Source organism: Bradyrhizobium yuanmingense (genome assembly GCF_025200905.1).
Classification (GTDB): domain Bacteria; phylum Pseudomonadota; class Alphaproteobacteria; order Rhizobiales; family Xanthobacteraceae; genus Bradyrhizobium; species Bradyrhizobium yuanmingense.
Genome location: NZ_CP104173.1, coordinates 510284 through 525772, shown reverse-complemented (window position 1 = coordinate 525772; position 15489 = coordinate 510284). Strand labels below are relative to the sequence as shown.

General features: G+C 64.3%; 16 protein-coding genes. 6 read left to right on the top strand and 10 right to left on the bottom strand.

The window, feature by feature from the left end; genetic code table 11:
* Positions 1-98: 98 nt before the first annotated feature.
* Entirely contained in the window at positions 99-515 is a 417-nt protein-coding gene (gene arfB / locus N2605_RS02505; protein ID WP_027575820.1) for an alternative ribosome rescue aminoacyl-tRNA hydrolase ArfB, read from the top strand.
* A gap of 56 nt (positions 516-571) precedes the next feature.
* Here arfB and N2605_RS02500 read toward each other — a convergent pair whose 3' ends face one another.
* A complete protein-coding gene (locus N2605_RS02500; RefSeq protein WP_036027161.1) occupies positions 572-880 on the bottom strand; it encodes a hypothetical protein in 309 nt (102 codons plus the stop codon).
* 317 nt (positions 881-1197) lie between these two features.
* On the opposite strand from N2605_RS02500, the gene mutL reads away from it, so the two are divergent.
* On the top strand, positions 1198-3012 hold the full coding sequence (gene mutL, locus N2605_RS02495) for a DNA mismatch repair endonuclease MutL (RefSeq protein WP_225147361.1): 1815 nt from the start codon (positions 1198-1200) through the stop codon (positions 3010-3012).
* A gap of 82 nt (positions 3013-3094) precedes the next feature.
* Here the strand turns inward: mutL and rsmD are convergent, their stop codons facing one another.
* Positions 3095-3652 carry a 16S rRNA (guanine(966)-N(2))-methyltransferase RsmD gene (gene rsmD / locus N2605_RS02490; RefSeq protein WP_225147360.1) on the bottom strand — a complete coding sequence of 186 codons (558 nt, stop codon included), beginning with the start codon at positions 3650-3652 and terminating at the stop codon, positions 3095-3097.
* A gap of 2 nt (positions 3653-3654) precedes the next feature.
* Positions 3655-5649, bottom strand: a complete 1995-nt coding sequence (locus N2605_RS02485; protein WP_260345716.1) for a pseudouridine synthase — start codon at positions 5647-5649, stop codon at positions 3655-3657.
* Between the two features lie 117 nt (positions 5650-5766).
* On the opposite strand from N2605_RS02485, the gene tadA reads away from it, so the two are divergent.
* On the top strand, positions 5767-6225 hold the full coding sequence (gene tadA / locus N2605_RS02480) for a tRNA adenosine(34) deaminase TadA (protein ID WP_036009245.1): 459 nt from the start codon (positions 5767-5769) through the stop codon (positions 6223-6225).
* A 104-nt stretch (positions 6226-6329) separates the two neighbouring features.
* Here tadA and N2605_RS02475 read toward each other — a convergent pair whose 3' ends face one another.
* Positions 6330-7232 (bottom strand): alpha/beta fold hydrolase, encoded by a 903-nt coding sequence (locus N2605_RS02475; protein WP_225172178.1) that lies wholly within the window; start codon positions 7230-7232, stop codon positions 6330-6332.
* A gap of 203 nt (positions 7233-7435) precedes the next feature.
* Positions 7436-8719, bottom strand: coding sequence for a phosphoribosylamine--glycine ligase (gene purD / locus N2605_RS02470; RefSeq protein WP_260345715.1), 1284 nt, complete (start codon positions 8717-8719; stop codon positions 7436-7438).
* A gap of 507 nt (positions 8720-9226) precedes the next feature.
* Between purD and N2605_RS02465 the strand changes: the two genes are divergently transcribed.
* Complete coding sequence (locus N2605_RS02465; protein WP_260345714.1) at positions 9227-9994, top strand: hypothetical protein; 768 nt, start codon at positions 9227-9229, stop codon at positions 9992-9994.
* A gap of 229 nt (positions 9995-10223) precedes the next feature.
* Here N2605_RS02465 and N2605_RS02460 read toward each other — a convergent pair whose 3' ends face one another.
* Complete coding sequence (locus N2605_RS02460; RefSeq protein ID WP_260345713.1) at positions 10224-10715, bottom strand: hypothetical protein; 492 nt, start codon at positions 10713-10715, stop codon at positions 10224-10226.
* 436 nt (positions 10716-11151) lie between these two features.
* Here N2605_RS02460 and N2605_RS02455 point away from each other — a divergent pair, with 436 nt between their 5' ends.
* Entirely contained in the window at positions 11152-11700 is a 549-nt protein-coding gene (locus N2605_RS02455) for a hypothetical protein (RefSeq protein WP_260345712.1), read from the top strand.
* A gap of 187 nt (positions 11701-11887) precedes the next feature.
* Here the strand turns inward: N2605_RS02455 and N2605_RS02450 are convergent, their stop codons facing one another.
* The 4 genes from N2605_RS02450 to N2605_RS02435 are packed head-to-tail and all read right to left on the bottom strand — an operon-like array spanning position 11888 to position 14269.
* Positions 11888-12187 (bottom strand): winged helix-turn-helix domain-containing protein, encoded by a 300-nt coding sequence (locus tag N2605_RS02450; RefSeq protein WP_260345711.1) that lies wholly within the window; start codon positions 12185-12187, stop codon positions 11888-11890.
* A gap of 2 nt (positions 12188-12189) precedes the next feature.
* Positions 12190-12741 carry a hypothetical protein gene (locus N2605_RS02445; RefSeq protein ID WP_260345710.1) on the bottom strand — a complete coding sequence of 184 codons (552 nt, stop codon included), beginning with the start codon at positions 12739-12741 and terminating at the stop codon, positions 12190-12192.
* The gene (locus N2605_RS02440; RefSeq protein WP_260345709.1) at positions 12738-13256 is read right to left on the bottom strand and encodes a DUF2306 domain-containing protein; all 519 of its coding nucleotides are present in this window, start codon (positions 13254-13256) and stop codon (positions 12738-12740) included. Before N2605_RS02440 ends, N2605_RS02445 begins: the two co-directional genes overlap by 4 nt.
* 2 nt (positions 13257-13258) lie before the next feature.
* A complete protein-coding gene (locus N2605_RS02435; RefSeq protein WP_260345708.1) occupies positions 13259-14269 on the bottom strand; it encodes an alpha/beta hydrolase in 1011 nt (336 codons plus the stop codon).
* A 421-nt stretch (positions 14270-14690) separates the two neighbouring features.
* Between N2605_RS02435 and N2605_RS02430 the strand changes: the two genes are divergently transcribed.
* A complete protein-coding gene (locus N2605_RS02430; RefSeq protein WP_260345707.1) occupies positions 14691-15455 on the top strand; it encodes an IclR family transcriptional regulator in 765 nt (254 codons plus the stop codon).
* Positions 15456-15489: the final 34 nt, after the last annotated feature.

The window sequence follows — 15489 nt, the reverse complement described above, 5'->3', positions numbered from 1 at the left end:
CTCTTTTCTCGACGTTTCCGGCCATTTGCGTTTCACGGCAGCGCCATTGCTGACGACGGATGTCCGCGGTATGTCCTGACATCACGAATGGTGCCAGCATGCTGCGGATATCCCGCGATCTCGTCATCGACGAGGACGACATCGAGATCGGCTTTGTCCGCGCCTCCGGCCCGGGCGGGCAGAACGTCAACAAGGTCGCGACCTCCGCGCAGCTGCGCTTCGACACGCGCAAGCTGACCTTGCCCGAGGACGCGGCGCTGCGCCTTGCCCGCATTGCCGGCCAGCGCATGACCAAGGACGGCGTGATCGTGATCCACGCTCAGCGCTTTCGCACTCAGGAGCGCAACCGTCAGGATGCCATCGACCGTCTCGTCGAGATCCTCAAGGAGGCCATGGTCCGGCCGACGCCTCGCCGTGCGACGCGGCCGACCTTCGCCTCCAAGCAGCGCCGGCTCGAGGGCAAGAAACGCCGCAGCGACATCAAGGCCGGCCGCGGCCGGAGCTTCGACGATTGATGCGAAAAACCTCCGGTCGCGCGAGCGACCGGAGATTTGCCGTTCGCGAGCTGGCGTCAGTAGCGCTTGCCGGCGGCAGCACCGCCGGTCGCCGCATCGTCTGCGGTGCCCTTGCGCGTCGCGCTGCCGGTGGTCCCGACGGACCCCTTCGTGCCTTTGCCCGACTTCATGCCGACCTTCTCGCCGGCTGCGCCCTGCTGTGCACCGAGATCCTCATCCTCGCTGCCTGACGCGCCGCCTTGCATGGGCTTGCTTTGTACGGTGCCGCCAGGCCTCGTCCCAGACGAGGTGCCTTGGGCGAGAACGGGCGTTGCAACGAGGGCCGCGAGAGCGCAAGCGATCGCAGAGGTCTTCACCAACTTCATCCATTTCTCCTGGAATGTCGCGATGAACCGTTCGGCTGCCTTCTGCACCGTTCGCCTGCACCGGACCGGTTCATCGCGAAGAGAGTTCGAACGGCGCGGTGTGATGCAAGCCGCGTCGTGTGGTGATCGTTTAGGGTTTTCGCGGCGCTTTCGCGGAATTGTGCTCCTCATATGCGGCGGCGCGGAACATGCCAAGCATTCCCGACGGACGACGCGCGCCGAAAATGTCCCCCATTTCGGGTGTGGGAAGCTCGACCTGACCCATGCATTTGTCGCTGCGCGGCATTAGACTTGAGAATATTCGCCGAGTGAGCCTCATGCCCGTCCGCCAGCTGCCAGAACAGGTCGTCAACCGCATCGCCGCCGGCGAGGTGGTCGAACGTCCGGCGAGCGTGGTCAAGGAGCTGGTCGAGAACGCTATCGATGCCGGCGCGAGCCGCATCGACGTCTTCACCGACGGCGGCGGGCGGCGGCGAATCGGCATCACCGACGACGGCAGCGGCATGATCGCAAAAGACCTTGCGCTCGCCGTCGAGCGCCATGCCACCTCCAAGCTCGACGACGAGGACCTGCTGCAGATCCGCACCCTCGGGTTTCGCGGCGAGGCCCTGCCCTCAATCGGCTCGGTGGCGCGCCTCTCCATCACCACGCGGCACGCCAGCGAGCCGCACGCCTGGGCGTTGTCGGTCGAGGGCGGCGAGAAGTCCGGGATCATGCCGGCGGCGCTGGCGCATGGCACGCGCGTCGAGGTTGGCGACCTCTTCTACGCGACGCCGGCGCGGCTCAAGTTTCTGAAAACTGACCGCACCGAAGCGGAAGCCATCCGCGAAGTGGTACGGCGCCTCGCGATGGCGCGGCCCGACATCGCCTTCACGCTCGCCGGCGAGGAGCGCGCACCGGTGACCTGGACCGCGGCGCTGCCCGGCGCGGCCGGACGGCTGACTCGGCTTGGCGACATCCTCGGCGCCGAGTTCCGCAGCCACGCCATCGAGGTCCATGCCGAGCGCGAGGGCGTCGTGGTCGCCGGCTATGCTGCGGCTCCCGCGCTGACCAAGGCCAACGCACTCGGCCAATATCTCTTCGTCAACGGCCGGCCGGTGCGCGACAAGCTCATTCTCGGCGCCGTGCGCGCGGCCTATTCCGACTATCTGCCGCGCGACCGCCATCCGGTGCTTGCGCTGTTCGTCACGCTCGATCCGCGCGAGGTCGATGCCAATGTGCATCCGGCCAAGACCGAGGTGCGCTTCCGCAATGCCGGCCTCGTCCGCGCGCTGATCGTGCATGGCTTGAAGGAAGCGCTGGCGCGCGAGGGCCGCCGCACCGCCGCCAATAGCGGCGAGAGCGCGCTGTCCTCGTTCCGCCCAGCCTTCACGCCGCCACGTCCGGCAAGCTGGGACTGGCGCGCCTCGCCAGCCGCCCCGGTGGCGCCGATGCCGTCGTTCGAAGGCGCCGCCGCGCCCGCCTTCGCCGAGCGTGCGCAGGCTGCCTTCGACGTCGGCGCGCCCAGTGCTGACGTGCGGATCGAGAGCCAACCCGCCGGCGATCTCGTCGATCGCCCGCTCGGCGCGGCGCGCACGCAGATCCACGAGACCTACATCGTCTCGCAGACCCGCGACGGCCTGATCATCGTCGACCAGCACGCCGCGCATGAGCGCATCGTCTACGAGCGGCTGAAGGCCTCGCTCGCCGCCAACGGCGTGCAGCGGCAGATCCTGCTGATCCCCGAGATCGTCGAGATGGATGAGGCCACTGTGGAGCGCCTGCTGGAGCGCAGCGAGGAGCTGGCATCGTTCGGCCTTGCCATCGAATCCTTCGGCCCCGGCGCGGTCGCGGTGCGCGAGACGCCGTCGCTGCTCGGCAAGACCAATGCCGGCGGCCTGTTGCGCGATCTTTCCGAGCACATGGCCGAATGGGACGAGGCGCTGCCGCTCGAACGCCGCCTGATGCACGTCGCCGCCACCATGGCCTGCCACGGCTCGGTGCGCGCCGGCCGCCGGCTGCGGCCGGAGGAGATGAACGCGCTGCTCCGCGAGATGGAGGACACGCCGAACTCCGGCCAGTGCAATCACGGCCGGCCGACCTATGTCGAGCTGAAGCTGAGCGACGTGGAGAAGCTGTTCGGGCGGCGGTGACGGTGCCGTAGGGTGGATTAGCCGAAGGCGTAATCCACCTCTTCTGCGTCCGCAGTGAGAGACAGTGGCGGATTACGCTTTGCTAATCCGCCCTACGCAAGAACACAAACTCCGTGTCGTCATAGGCGCGCCGCTCCAGCTCCTCGAAACCTTCAGGCGTCACGAACTGCGCGGCCTTCGCCTCTTCCACCACGAGCAGCGCGCCGGGCGTGAGCCAGCCGCCGTCGCGAAGGCTCGCGAGCGCCTTCTCGGCAAAGCCCTTGCCATAGGGCGGATCGAGGAACACCAGCGAGAACGGCTCGACGGGATGCGCGGGGCCGAGATCGGTCGCATCGCGGCGATACACCTTGGTGACGCCGCCGAGGCCGAGCGCCTCGACATTGTTGCGCAACAGCGCACGCGCCTCCGCGCCGTTGTCCACGAACAGCGTGAACTTCGCCCCGCGCGAGGCCGCCTCGATGCCGAGCGCGCCGGTGCCGGCGAAGAGATCGAGCACGCGCGCATCCGCAATCGGATCGTCATAGGCGTGAACGAGGATGTTGAACACGGACTCGCGCAACCGGTCCGCCGTCGGGCGGATGTCACGCGAAGACGGTGAGGCGAGATTGCGCCCCTTCAAACGACCGCCGACGACGCGCAACGTCAATCCTCCCGCGGCGTCAGGTCACGCTTGCCGTGATAGCCGCGCTTGGGACGGCGCGGCGGGCCGTAGCCGCTCGCCTCCATCTCGTTGCGCTCGCGCGCCTCCTCGCTGCCGGTGCGCTGCACCAGTACGCGGCGACCCTTGCGGTCGCTGATCACCGCGCGCTTGCTGGCGGGCTTCTTCTCGCTGGTCGCGTCGTCGACGCGCGAAGATGACTTCGAGGGCGCGTCGAACTGCGCGCCCGACTTCTCGATCACCTTGTCGCCGAGCTGCTCGCGCAGCACGCGCGCGCGGATCTCCTCGACCTGGCCTTCCGGAATCTCGCCGAGCTGGAACGGGCCGTAGGAGACGCGGATCAGCCGATTCACCTCGAGGCCGAGATGGGCGCAGACATTGCGCACCTCGCGGTTCTTGCCCTCGCGGATCGCGAACACCAGCCAGACATTGGCGCCCTGGTCGCGCTCCAGCGTGGCCTCGATCGGACCATACTTGACGCCCTCGATCTCGATGCCGTTCTTGAGCTGGTCGAGCTGCGCCTGGGTGACGTCGCCATGGGCGCGGACGCGGTAGCGGCGCAGCCAGCCGGTGTCGGGCAGCTCGAGCGTGCGCGCGAGGCCGCCATCGTTGGTGAGCAGCAGCAAGCCCTCGGTGTTGAAGTCGAGCCGGCCGACGCTGATCAGGCGCGGCAGGCCTTCGGGCAGATTGTCGAACACGGTCGGACGGCCCTCGGGGTCGTCATGCGTCGTCATCAGCCCGCGCGGCTTGTGGTAGAGGAAAAGCCGCGTGCGCTCGCGCTCCGGCAACGGCTTGCCGTCGACCATGACGACGTCGTTCTTGGTGACGTCGAGCGCCGGCGAATTGATCACGCGGCCGTTGACGGTGACGCGGCCCTGCGTGACCATCTCCTCGGCATCGCGGCGCGAGGCAAGCCCGGCGCGGGCCAGCACCTTGGCGATGCGCTCGCCGGCCTTCTTCGGCTTCGGCGCGTCGTCGCGGCGCGGCCGGCCCTCGAAATCACGATCGCGCTCGCGATAAGCGCCGCGGCCGCCGAAGGCGGGACGCTTCTCGAAGATCCTGCTGTCGTCCTCGTTGTCGCGGCGCGGACGGTCGCGGAAGCGGCCCTCGTTGCGGGGATGCTCCTGCCAGTCCATGCGGCCTTCGGGGCGCTGGCGTGGGCGATCGAATTTCGGACGGTCACCGCGTTCGCTGTCGCGGTCACGGGGCCGATCGAATTTCGGCCGCTCGCGGAACGGGCGGTCACCGGATGCGCGGTCGTCGCGCGAGCGAGAGAAACGCGGACGTTCATCGTCACGACCGCCCCCACGGCGCTCGTCGCGCTGACGCCAGGGCTTCTCGTCGCCGCGATCGCGGCCGCCGAAATCCTTGTCGAAGCTCTTGCGCGGGCGATCCCCGCGCGGTGCGCGATCACCGCGATCGAAATTCGGGCGGTCGCCGCGCGGCTTGAAGCTGCGTTCGCCACGATCCTCGCGCGGCCCGCGATCCCCACGGTCGCGTTGGCGATCCGGCCCGCCCCGCGAAAATTTCCGTTCGCCGTCGAACTTGCGCTCTGGACGGTCGCCGCGCGGCGCGTAGGGTTTCTTGTCGCCGAACTTCCTGTCGCTGGAGCGGCCGGCCGAGCGTGCATCGTCGCGATCCCTGCGGGGCGGACGATCGCCGCGGCCAAAGGACGGGCGATCGCCGCGCGGCTTGAAGCTGCGCTCGCCGCGGCCTTCACTGCCGCGGTCGTCGCGCTTGAAGCGGGGACGGTCACTGAAATCGCGGCGCGGTGCGTCACCCTCCTCGCGGGGGCGGAATGGGCGGCTGTCGCGGTCGCCACGGGGCGGGCGGCTGTCGCGCTCGCGCTTACCCTCGCCCTTGCCCTCGAAGCCGCGCTTGGCGAATTTCTTCTCTGGCCCGCGCGGCTTGCCGCTACGGCCCTTGGCCGGGCCTCGCCGGCCGCGGGAATCGTTGTCTTTGTCGCTGTCGCGAGGCATGACTAATCTCACTTAAGGGGTGGCGCGAGCATTGTGCGCGCTCGCTGCGAGCCGCATGCTCAGGCAAAATCGGTATCCACTCTTGCTGAAGGCGGAGCTAGTAGCAGGTTTCTGGCGATGATACGAGGCATGAAAGCCCCTTCTTTCATGGATTTGGCGCTTCTGGCGGCCGAAAATGCCGGAAAAGCGGGCGAAGTTCCTGTTGGATGCGTGGTGGTCCGCGATCACGAGGTGATCGCCACCGGCGCCAACCGGACGCTGACCGACCATGATCCGACCGCTCATGCCGAGATCATCGCGCTGCGCGCGGCCGCCGCGAAGATTGGCAGCGAGCGGCTGGTCGACTGCGACCTCTACGTGACGCTGGAGCCCTGCACCATGTGTGCGGGCGCGATCTCGTTTGCAAGGGTGAGACGGCTCTATTACGGCGCGGCCGACCCCAAGGGCGGCGCGGTGGAGTCAGGCGTGCGGTTCTTTGCCTCGCCGACCTGTCACCACGCGCCGGACGTCTATTCCGGCGTCGGCGAGAGCGAGGCGGCGCGGCTGCTGAAGGAGTTCTTTCGGGAGCGGCGGTAGGTCGGAGTCGCGTAGCCCGGATGGAGCGAAGCGCAATCCGGGACAGTGCCGCGGCGAGGAGAGAATCCCGGATTTCGCTGCGCTCCATCCGGGCTACAAGATCGTCAGGCCAAGAAGAACTCGCGCAGCGCCCTCGCTGTCACATCGGGATTCTCCTCCGTGAGGAAGTGGCCGGAATCCACCGGCATGCCGGAGGCGTTCGTGGCCCATTGCTTCCACGTGTCGAGCGGCGTCGCGGCGGCCTGGGCGATGCCGGCATTGCCCCACAGCGCCAGCATCGGAATCGTGATCTTCTTGCCGGCCTCGAAATCGGCCTTGTCGAGGTCGTAGTCGAAATAGGCGCCGGCGCGGTAATCCTCGCACATCGCGTGGATGCGGGCGGGATCGCGGAACGGGGCGAGGTAGTGCTCGAGCGCGCGCGGGTCGATGGCATCGAGCGTCTTCGACCTGGTCTGGCTCGCCATCTTGAAGCGCAGGAAGAACTCGCCTTGGCCTGCGATCAGCGTCTCCGGCAGCGGATAGGGCTGCGCCAGGAAGGTCCAGTGATAGATCTTCAAGGCATAGGCGCGGTTCATCCGCTCCCAGTAATTATAGGTCGGCAGGATATCGAGCACGGCGAGCTTCGACAGCCGGCCGGGATGGTCGAGCGCCAGCCGATACGACACGCGGCCGCCGCGGTCGTGGCCGGCGAGCGCGAAATGCACGTGGCCGAGGCGCTCCATCACCTCGACCATGGCTTTCGCCATGGCGCGCTTAGAGTAGGGGATGTGCAGCGCATCGCTCGCGGGCATGTCGGACCAGCCGTAGCCCGGCAGGTCGGCGATGATCAGCGTGAAGTGCTCGGCGAGTTCAGGCGCCACCTGGTGCCACATCACGTGGGTCTCGGAGAAGCCGTGCAGGAGCAGCAGCGGCGGGCCCTTGCCGCCGACGCGGGCGAAGATGCGGCCGAACGAGGTATCGATCCATTCGGCGGCGAAGCCCGGATAGAGGTCGGCGAGATCGGACATCTTGTTGCATCCTTGTTGGCCGGTGGCGGGGCCGCTCGACAAAAGGTGTCGAAAACAACCCCATGCACAGTACCGGTATTATCGTCGGGGCAACTAACCCCAACTGACGATTGCATATTCTGGAGTGTAGATGTGGCGGCGCGGTGACGCGAACGTCGCGATTCCGGACCGGCGCTTTTGGGGGCGCCGTCCGCAATGACACGCTAATTTTTGGCCTTTTCCGCCTCCACCGCCTGCCAGCCGATGTCGCGGCGGCAGAAGCCGTCCGGCCAGTCGATGCGGTCGACGGCTTGATAGGCGCGCGCCTGCGCTTCCGTCACGGTCGCCCCTAGCGCGCAGACATTGAGCACGCGGCCGCCATTGGCGAGGACCGCGCCGTCCTTGGCCACCGTGCCGGCGTGGAAGATCTCGACATTGTCGACCTTGGCAGCCTCTTCCAGCCCCTGGATGCGCGTGCCCTTCTGGTAGTCGCCGGGATAGCCCTTCGCCGCCATCACCACGGTCAGCGCGGATTCCTTGTGCCAGCGCAGGTCGAAATGCTTCAGCTCCCCGTCGCAGGCGGCGAGCAGCGCCGGCACGATGTCGCTCATCATGCGCAGCATCAAGACCTGGCACTCGGGATCGCCGAAGCGGACGTTGAACTCGAACAGCTTTGGCCCCTGCGTCGTCAGCATGATGCCGGCATAGAGCACGCCGCGGAACGGCGTGCCGCGCTGCTTCATGCCTGCCACAGTCGGCAGGATGATCCTGGCCATGATCGCGTCGTGGATGGCAGGCGTGACCAGCGGCGTCGGCGAATAGGCGCCCATGCCGCCGGTGTTCGGGCCGACGTCGTGGTCGAACACGCGCTTGTGGTCCTGGGCGGAGGCGAGCGGAATCGCCGTCTCACCGTCGCAAAGCGCAAAGAAGCTGATCTCGCGGCCGGGCAAAAACTCCTCGATCACGACCTCGGCGCCGGCCTCGCCGAAGGCGCCCTCGAACATCATGGCGATGGCGTCCTCGGCCTCGCGCACGGTTTTTGCGACGACGACGCCCTTGCCGGCGGCAAGACCGTCGGCCTTGACCACGATCGGCGCGCCCTGGCTCTGCACATAGGCGCGCGCGTCATCGGCACTGGTGAAGCGCTGGTAGGCGCCGGTCGGAATGCCGAACTCGGTGCACAGCGCCTTGGTGAAGCCCTTGGAGCTTTCGAGCTGGGCCGCCACCTTGCTCGGCCCGAACGCCTTGATGCCGGCGGCGGTGAGATCATCGACGATGCCGGCCGCGAGCGGCGTCTCCGGCCCGACCACCACGAGCTCGACCACGTTCTTCTTGCAGAAGTCGATCACCGCGGCATGGTCGGCGACATCGAGCGCCACGCATTCCGCCTCCCTGGCGATGCCGGCATTGCCGGGCGCGCACCAGAATTTGGTCACCAGGGGAGAGGCCGCGATCTTCCACGCCAGGGCATGTTCGCGGCCGCCGGAACCAAGCAGGAGAATGTGCATCGAAGGCTCAGGAATGAGGGGTTTTGCTGGGGGCGGAGGTCGCACGAATCCGGGTGGGGCTCAAGGGGGCGGGCGGCGAACTTTGCGCCGTTCCGAGGCGCGCCTTCCCTTCGGGTGAGAAAAGAACAAGAATCTGATCTAAGATAGCTTAGCGTGCCAAATGAATGGTCGACGGATCATTGTCCATCTTGCGCAGCAGCTTGGTCGCGAGTGGCGATTGAGCACGGGGAGCGGTCTGGCTTTGAAAGGCGCGTCACCATAACTTAGCTGACGGGCAACGGGGAACGCTTTGGTAGCGGGGGTGAGATGCCGAAAGGTTGGGCCTCGGACTGGCTAGCGCAACAACGCAGAAAAACTAAACTATCCCCTGCATCGGTCTGTCCATGTAGTAGCGGGTGGGTCATCGCCTCTTGTTGTTTCGACTCGTCGGATGGGAAACTTCGCAAGAAGATACCACCCATTGAACCGCCGGGACCGAAGACGCACTTTGCGCATGATGGTTGCTATTTGCGAGATACCAACAACTGTTCCTTCGATATTTCGCGCGAGCACTACCTTTCGGCGAACGTGCTTGAGCAGATTGCTGCATCCGAAAAGGCCGTCAAGCTGTCGGGCGCTCCGTTCCTTGCCGAAGGCGAAAGCAAGGCGCTGCCAGTGAAGGCTCTCACAGCCAAGATCCTTTGCCAGAGACACAACACAGCGCTCTCTCCTTTGGATCAGGAAGCAGGTCGTTTCTTTGACATGCTAACCAGCGCAATGTTGCGCAAAGCAACTGGGCCTGGCTCGACCAAGAAAAATCTATGGCTTGCGAGTGGAACTGCGGTCGAGCTTTGGATGCTGAAGGTCGCCTGCGGTTTTTACTTTTCGGGGGTTGGGACGTCCAACCGAAATAGCATCCGTGACACCCATTCCATCGACATGAGGAAGGTGATCGATGCCTTCGCAGGAAAATGGGAGGAACGAGCCGGGTTATATTTCAACGGAAATGTAGGGACACATCTTACGACTGCCTTTCATGTGCAAGTGCAGACGCTTAGTGATGCTGTAAGAATGGGCGGCGTTCGCATCTCTTTGCTCGGCCTTGAATGCGACCTTATCTTTGATACGGCAGGCACACGTGATGGGGTTTGGACCGGCGTCGTGTACCGGCCAAGCGAGCTTGTTTTTGACACTGAGAGCGGTCGCAAGAAGGCTCTTCTTCTCACTTGGCAAAAAGGTGTTCCTGAGAGATCAATCAACTTTGGCACTAGGCCACAGGCGACATCGCAGGGATAGACCGACATATGCAACGTTACGTCAGAACCGGAGACCAGATCAGCCCGTAGGACGGGTTGAGCCTACCGAAACCCATCACACGTGCTTTTCGAAGCACCCGTAAAGCTAGCCGACCGGCGCCACCCGCGGTTTGTCGTCATTTGCAGTCGGATGACAGCCGCGATGACGGAGATGGGTTTCGCATGAGCTCAACCCGTCCTACGAGCTGATGTGGGCATATGTGCTCCAGTTAGGCCCAATGGTGTCCCGTAAAGCTATCCGTATCCAGAATGCGAAGTTGTTGCTTGTCGCGGTGCGTGCGCCAGCGCCCCTCGTACACGACTTCAATGTCGATAATTGCTCCGTGTTTCCAAAAGCCTGTATCGTTGGCCTTTGTCGTGCCAAACGAGCACGTAGTCCGCTCATTGTTGAGCAGAGCAGGGATGACAATATCAAAGCAGGCAAGCCAACCCTTCTTGTTGTCCTGGGTCGCATCGGCGCCAAAGGCAGCAGACAGCGAAATGGGCTCTGCGATCAGTCGGATGTTCTTCGCGGGCATCGTACCCGAATTGAGGACGACCAAGTCATAAAGGATGGCGACATTGCTACCGGCATGTGTCTTGACGGCTACGGCAACTACTGGGCGGGCAGTGCGTCTCCATGCGTCTACCGAAATGAGCAGCGAAAATGCTGAAATGAGCAGCGAGCACGACGAAACCACAAGCGCGACAACAGGTATCATGCCCTAAGAACCTCCCCGAGTTCATCCCCGTAGGATCTACCATGTTAGGCTCAAGCGGCACAGGATTACGGTTACAGTGCACACATTTCCAAAGCAAGGCATCAGTTGAACCCCGTTTAGTGCACTGTCACCGTAATCAAATGTAGTTGTGCAGCCACCGTCCTAATTGAGGAACGCCGAAGCCGTGCAAGAGGAAAAACAACCAGCTCGTCAGTGTCTCTTTGCGACCGCTCCGGGACACAAACCGGCGCGGTCCAGCGGGGAGCATCTCTTTCCGAAATGGATGCGTAAGCATCTCAAGCTTGATCTTCGACAGAACAGCCACGAGCAAGTACTCGGGCGACCGGGACAGCCGGGTTACGAGTTGCGTCGCAGGACCGGCTTAACAATTCATCGAAAAATCAACTGCGCGTGCCGCTCGTGCAACAGCGGATGGATGAACAGGATTGAAAACGAAGCGCAGCCTGTACTTACAGCGCTTATCGCCGGAAAGGAGTTAACCCTTGACGCCACAAAGCAACTAACGATTGCAAAATGGGTTACACTGAAAACCATCATCGGTGATCAGGATCATTTGGAAACTACAGCAATCTCCGCCAGCGAATGCGAGCAGTTTTTCGCAACGGCGATGCCGCTAGACAATTGGCAGATCTTCATTGGGCTTTATGATGGAACGGAATGGAATGCAAGATTTGATCATTTTCCATACGTATTGAACGCGAGCCAGCAGCCTTCGCATGATCGCCGCTACAATACGCAGTCGACCGCCATTTGCTTTGGCAGAGTTTTCGTTCTGTCTTGCAGTTCGATTTTTCCGATGCTATTCGAGATAGAGGGAATGGAACGTTTGTGGCCGCCAACTGCCGGAACGGTTACCCTGTCGACCCCGACTATCAACGACGGAAACGCTCTCGCTGCCGCGAAAATTATCGAAGAGGTGGTGGGAGTTGCTGCATCAAGAAACACTGCCGTGCCGAAGAAATAGGATTGCGGGACTGGGTTACGGTGACAGTGCACCTAATCTCAACCGTCGCCGCGATTCCGTCGTTGCTCTTCCGCTGTCATTCCGGGCGCGCGTAGCGCGAACCCGGAATCCCTCGAGCGGCAGCGTCGGCGGTGGAATGGATCCGGGCTCGCGCCCAAGAGGGCGCGCCCCGGAATGACGGCGGAGGCTAGCCCTGCCTCCCCGCAATAATCTCCTGCAGCGTCGCCACATGCCGCGCGAACGCTCCGCGCCCCGCTGCCGTCGCCGTCACCGTGGTCTGCGGCTTCTTCCCCACGAACGCCTTATCCACCGACACATACCCCGCCTTCGCCAGCGTCTCGATGTGCGCACCGAGATTGCCGTCGGTGGCGCCGGTGAGCTTCTTCAGGCGGACGAATTCCAGCCCCACCTCCGCAGGCAGCGCGTTCAGCGCGGCCATGATCTTCAGGCGCAGCGGCTGATGGATGATGTCGTCGAGCTCGGCCATTGCTAGCTCCGCCGCATCCAGAGCCCGCCGAGGGTCAGCCCGCCGCCATTGACGGCTGCCATCCACAACAGCAGCGATGGGCCGGGGATGTAGAAATAGCCGATCAGCGTCAACGCAACGATGGTGGCGCCGATCACAAGGAAGGCAGTGCCGAACCACACCCCGGCCATCATGTAGAACAGCATGATGTAGATCGGCCAGAATGCCGTCTGCTGGCGCGGCGTGAACTGACCGAAATAGCAGACGAAGATGCCAAAGGCGGCGATCAGCAGAAACGTCAGAAAATAGCGCCCGTCGAACACGCGAATGCGGCTCTTCGCGCGGTGATAGGCGCCGAGCGCGATCAGGCCTACGGCCGACACCCCGTACACGGCGAACCAGATATAGAGCGCGTAGCCCGGCCAGAGCCAGCCCGAAATGTTGCCGACGAACGCCAGCACGCCCCACATCAGCAGGGCGAGGCTGGAGACCTCGTAGATCCGCGACTGCCGCACACGGCGGACGGTGTCCTCGATATCGGTCAGCGCTTCGGAGGCCTGCTTGCTGTCGATCACGATGGCGCTCCGCTCCGCTCGGCCAGGCCGGTGGACATCGCTGGTGCACCCACTGGAGGCTGCTTCCGGATCAGAATATAGGCGACCATCATCGTCACAAGCGACGCGGCGAGTGCGATCAATGCGACCTGCTCCCGCGTCGTCACGGGCAGCAATCGTGACGCGATGTTCGTGATCGCCGCGGACACGGGAGCGACATAGGACCAGGCGATGAAATTATAGTGAGCCCTTCGCCAGTTCGCCGGTCGAGGCGTTCGCAGCAGCGGCACGATGGCCAGGACGATCAGGGTGAAGTTCACGATTGCGGCGACATGGAACGCGTTGAAATGACCGGTGAACCGGTAGACCAGCAAGGTTGCGGCGTCGGAGGCCAGCATCGCGTAGACATAGAAGTATCCGCGCGCGCGATGGCCTGCACCGCGCTTCGGCCGCAGAAACTGAATTAGCCCGGCAACGAGACACATCAGCGCCAGCACCACGTGGATCGCACCGGCGGGGGTCAAATGCGCTATCATGATCAGCTCCCCGCTATGCCGCGCGTTGCGACGTCCTCGGCGATCGCAGTGACCGCCTTCGGGCTCGTCACCATGCCCATGTGGTTGACGCCGGCGATGATCCTGACGTCGATCGATGGCTTCACCGCTTGCACGGTGTCGGCATATTTGTCCGAGATCATCATCTCGTCCTCTGCGCCGCCGAAGATCGTCATCGGGTGCGTTACGCCCGGCAGATCGAGGCGATAGCCGCGCGTTGCGAAATTGCGCATCAGGCGGTCGGAATAGCTCGCCGTCAAAATGCGCTCCGAATTCGGCGGCACCGCGAAGGCCAGCACCGGAAGCTGCGCGCAGCAGTCGATGCCGAGCTTGCGCAGCGCCGCAAGGCCCAGGAGCCGCGGAATGTCGGGATTGGCCCAGCCGCCGGAATTCGGCTTGTTGGTCGGCGCGTCATAGCCGAGATAGGGCGCGACCAGCACGGTGCGCACGAACATGTCCTGCACGATCGGCGTCGCGGCAACGCGCAGCGAGAAGCCGGCGCCGGCGGAATGGCCGACCAGGGTCAGCGGCAGGTCCGGCGCACTTTTGCGGACATGCGCGACGAAATCGATGAGATCGTCCTCGAGCTGGCCGACATAGCCGATATCACCGCGCGTGCCGGAGCCGCCATGGCCGCGGATGTCGAGGGCCCAGGTCTCGACCCCGCGCGTTGCGAACGCTGCGGTCAGCGCGTGATTGACCGTGGCCGAGGAGGCGGAGGAGCCATGGATGAAGATCGCGCCGCGATCGGTGGCGGTCCCCTTCGGCGCGTAGTGCCGGAAACCGAGCCAGGTGCCGTCGCGGGCCTGAAAGCGCTCGAGCGGCGGAAGCGTGGACCAGTCGATGCCCTTGGCGGACTCCGAGACCGAGCGCAGCTCGGCTGGCCGCTGCAGCGGCGTCGCGATCAAGGCGGTCAGAAGCAGCGCCACGGCGCCGACCGCGCAGAGGCCCCATTTCAGCAAGCTCAGCGCACCACGCAGCAATCGCATCGCCATGACCATCTGTTCCAGTCGGACTTCAGAGAACTCTATAATACAGAGTACTCTTTCCGTCAATTCCAGAATTGGCGGCGGTATCGGAGCAAACGCTCCTGGTCAGCAGCCGTGGCTGCCACCGTGTCTGCGGCTTCTTACTGAAGGCTTTCTCGACGGAGACGTAGCCCAGCCCTCGCCGGCGTCTCGATCTGCGCGCGCAGATTGCATCGAAGTCGGAGAATTTCTCCGGGCGAGACCTCACGCCGCTGGCAGCACGGTGAGGGCGGACATGATCTTCAGATGCGGCGGCTGGTGGATGATCTCGTCAGGGTCGGCTAGGCGCTTTGCTGGCGATCGACTTTTCGCCATGCAAGCGATCGGCTACACGGGAATTGCATTTCCCCCGTGTGCTCGCGGGCGCTGTTCCAACAAGGCCCAAAGGATGACTGAGAAGCCGCAACCGGGCGCGCCCGCCCTGGAGAAAGGGCTGGACCTTCTGGAGGCGCTGGCGGGCGCTGCACGCGGGATGAGCCAGAAGCAGCTTGCCGAACGCGTCGGGCGCTCCGTCAGCGAGATCTTCCGGATGCTGGTGGCGCTGGAGCGCCGGGGCTATGTCGCGCGCGACCCCGCGACCGGCGAATACACGTTGACGCTGAAGCTGTTCCGGATCGCCTCGCAATTCCCGCCGACCGAGCGGCTGCTGAAGGCGGCGCTGCCGGTAATGGAGCAGCTCGCCTCGCGCGTCCAACTGTCCTGCCACTTGACGGTGCTGCACGGCGAGCAGTTCATGGTGATCGCCCGGATCGAGCCGGAATGGTTGATGGGCTGGTCGGTCAAGGTCGGCGCGGTGTTTCCGCTCACCCAGCAATACGCGTCGGCGAAGGTTCTGGCGGCCTTTCAGCTCGAGGGCCGGCGCCAGGAGCTGGCGCAGGTCATCGCGACCAATGACCGGATCAGCACCAAGAAGGCGCTTGCGGCGCTCGACCGCATTTCCTCGGAGGGTGGAAACTTCTCCAATGACGATGGCTATACGCGCATCCTTGCCTATAGCTGCCCGATCATCGAAGTCTCCGGCCGGGCAGTGGCCGCGATGACCGTCCCGCTGGTGAGGCAGGATCAAATCCCCGCCGCGGAAGCCAGCGCCATCGCCGCGGAGCTGCGCAGCGCGGCCAGGATCGTATCCGAGAAGATCGGCGGCGTTTCCTAGGACGTGGACGCATAAACGTCGGCTTACCAGTAAA

Bases quoted from the DNA above. Each gene is read 5' to 3' on its own strand.
- N2605_RS02460 (WP_260345713.1), bottom strand. From the start codon at position 10,715: ATGATACCTGTTGTCGCGCTTGTGGTTTCGTCGTGCTCGCTGCTCATT.
- arfB (WP_027575820.1), top strand. From the start codon at position 99: ATGCTGCGGATATCCCGCGATCTCGTCATCGACGAGGACGACATCGAG.
- tadA (WP_036009245.1), top strand. From the start codon at position 5,767: ATGATACGAGGCATGAAAGCCCCTTCTTTCATGGATTTGGCGCTTCTG.
- N2605_RS02440 (WP_260345709.1), bottom strand. From the start codon at position 13,256: ATGATAGCGCATTTGACCCCCGCCGGTGCGATCCACGTGGTGCTGGCG.
- N2605_RS02435 (WP_260345708.1), bottom strand. From the start codon at position 14,269: ATGGCGATGCGATTGCTGCGTGGTGCGCTGAGCTTGCTGAAATGGGGC.
- N2605_RS02500 (WP_036027161.1), bottom strand. From the start codon at position 880: ATGAAGTTGGTGAAGACCTCTGCGATCGCTTGCGCTCTCGCGGCCCTC.
- N2605_RS02475 (WP_225172178.1), bottom strand. From the start codon at position 7,232: ATGTCCGATCTCGCCGACCTCTATCCGGGCTTCGCCGCCGAATGGATC.
- N2605_RS02455 (WP_260345712.1), top strand. From the start codon at position 11,152: ATGAACAGGATTGAAAACGAAGCGCAGCCTGTACTTACAGCGCTTATC.
- mutL (WP_225147361.1), top strand. From the start codon at position 1,198: ATGCCCGTCCGCCAGCTGCCAGAACAGGTCGTCAACCGCATCGCCGCC.
- N2605_RS02450 (WP_260345711.1), bottom strand. From the start codon at position 12,187: ATGGCCGAGCTCGACGACATCATCCATCAGCCGCTGCGCCTGAAGATC.
- N2605_RS02430 (WP_260345707.1), top strand. From the start codon at position 14,691: ATGACTGAGAAGCCGCAACCGGGCGCGCCCGCCCTGGAGAAAGGGCTG.
- N2605_RS02485 (WP_260345716.1), bottom strand. From the start codon at position 5,649: ATGCCTCGCGACAGCGACAAAGACAACGATTCCCGCGGCCGGCGAGGC.
- purD (WP_260345715.1), bottom strand. From the start codon at position 8,719: ATGCACATTCTCCTGCTTGGTTCCGGCGGCCGCGAACATGCCCTGGCG.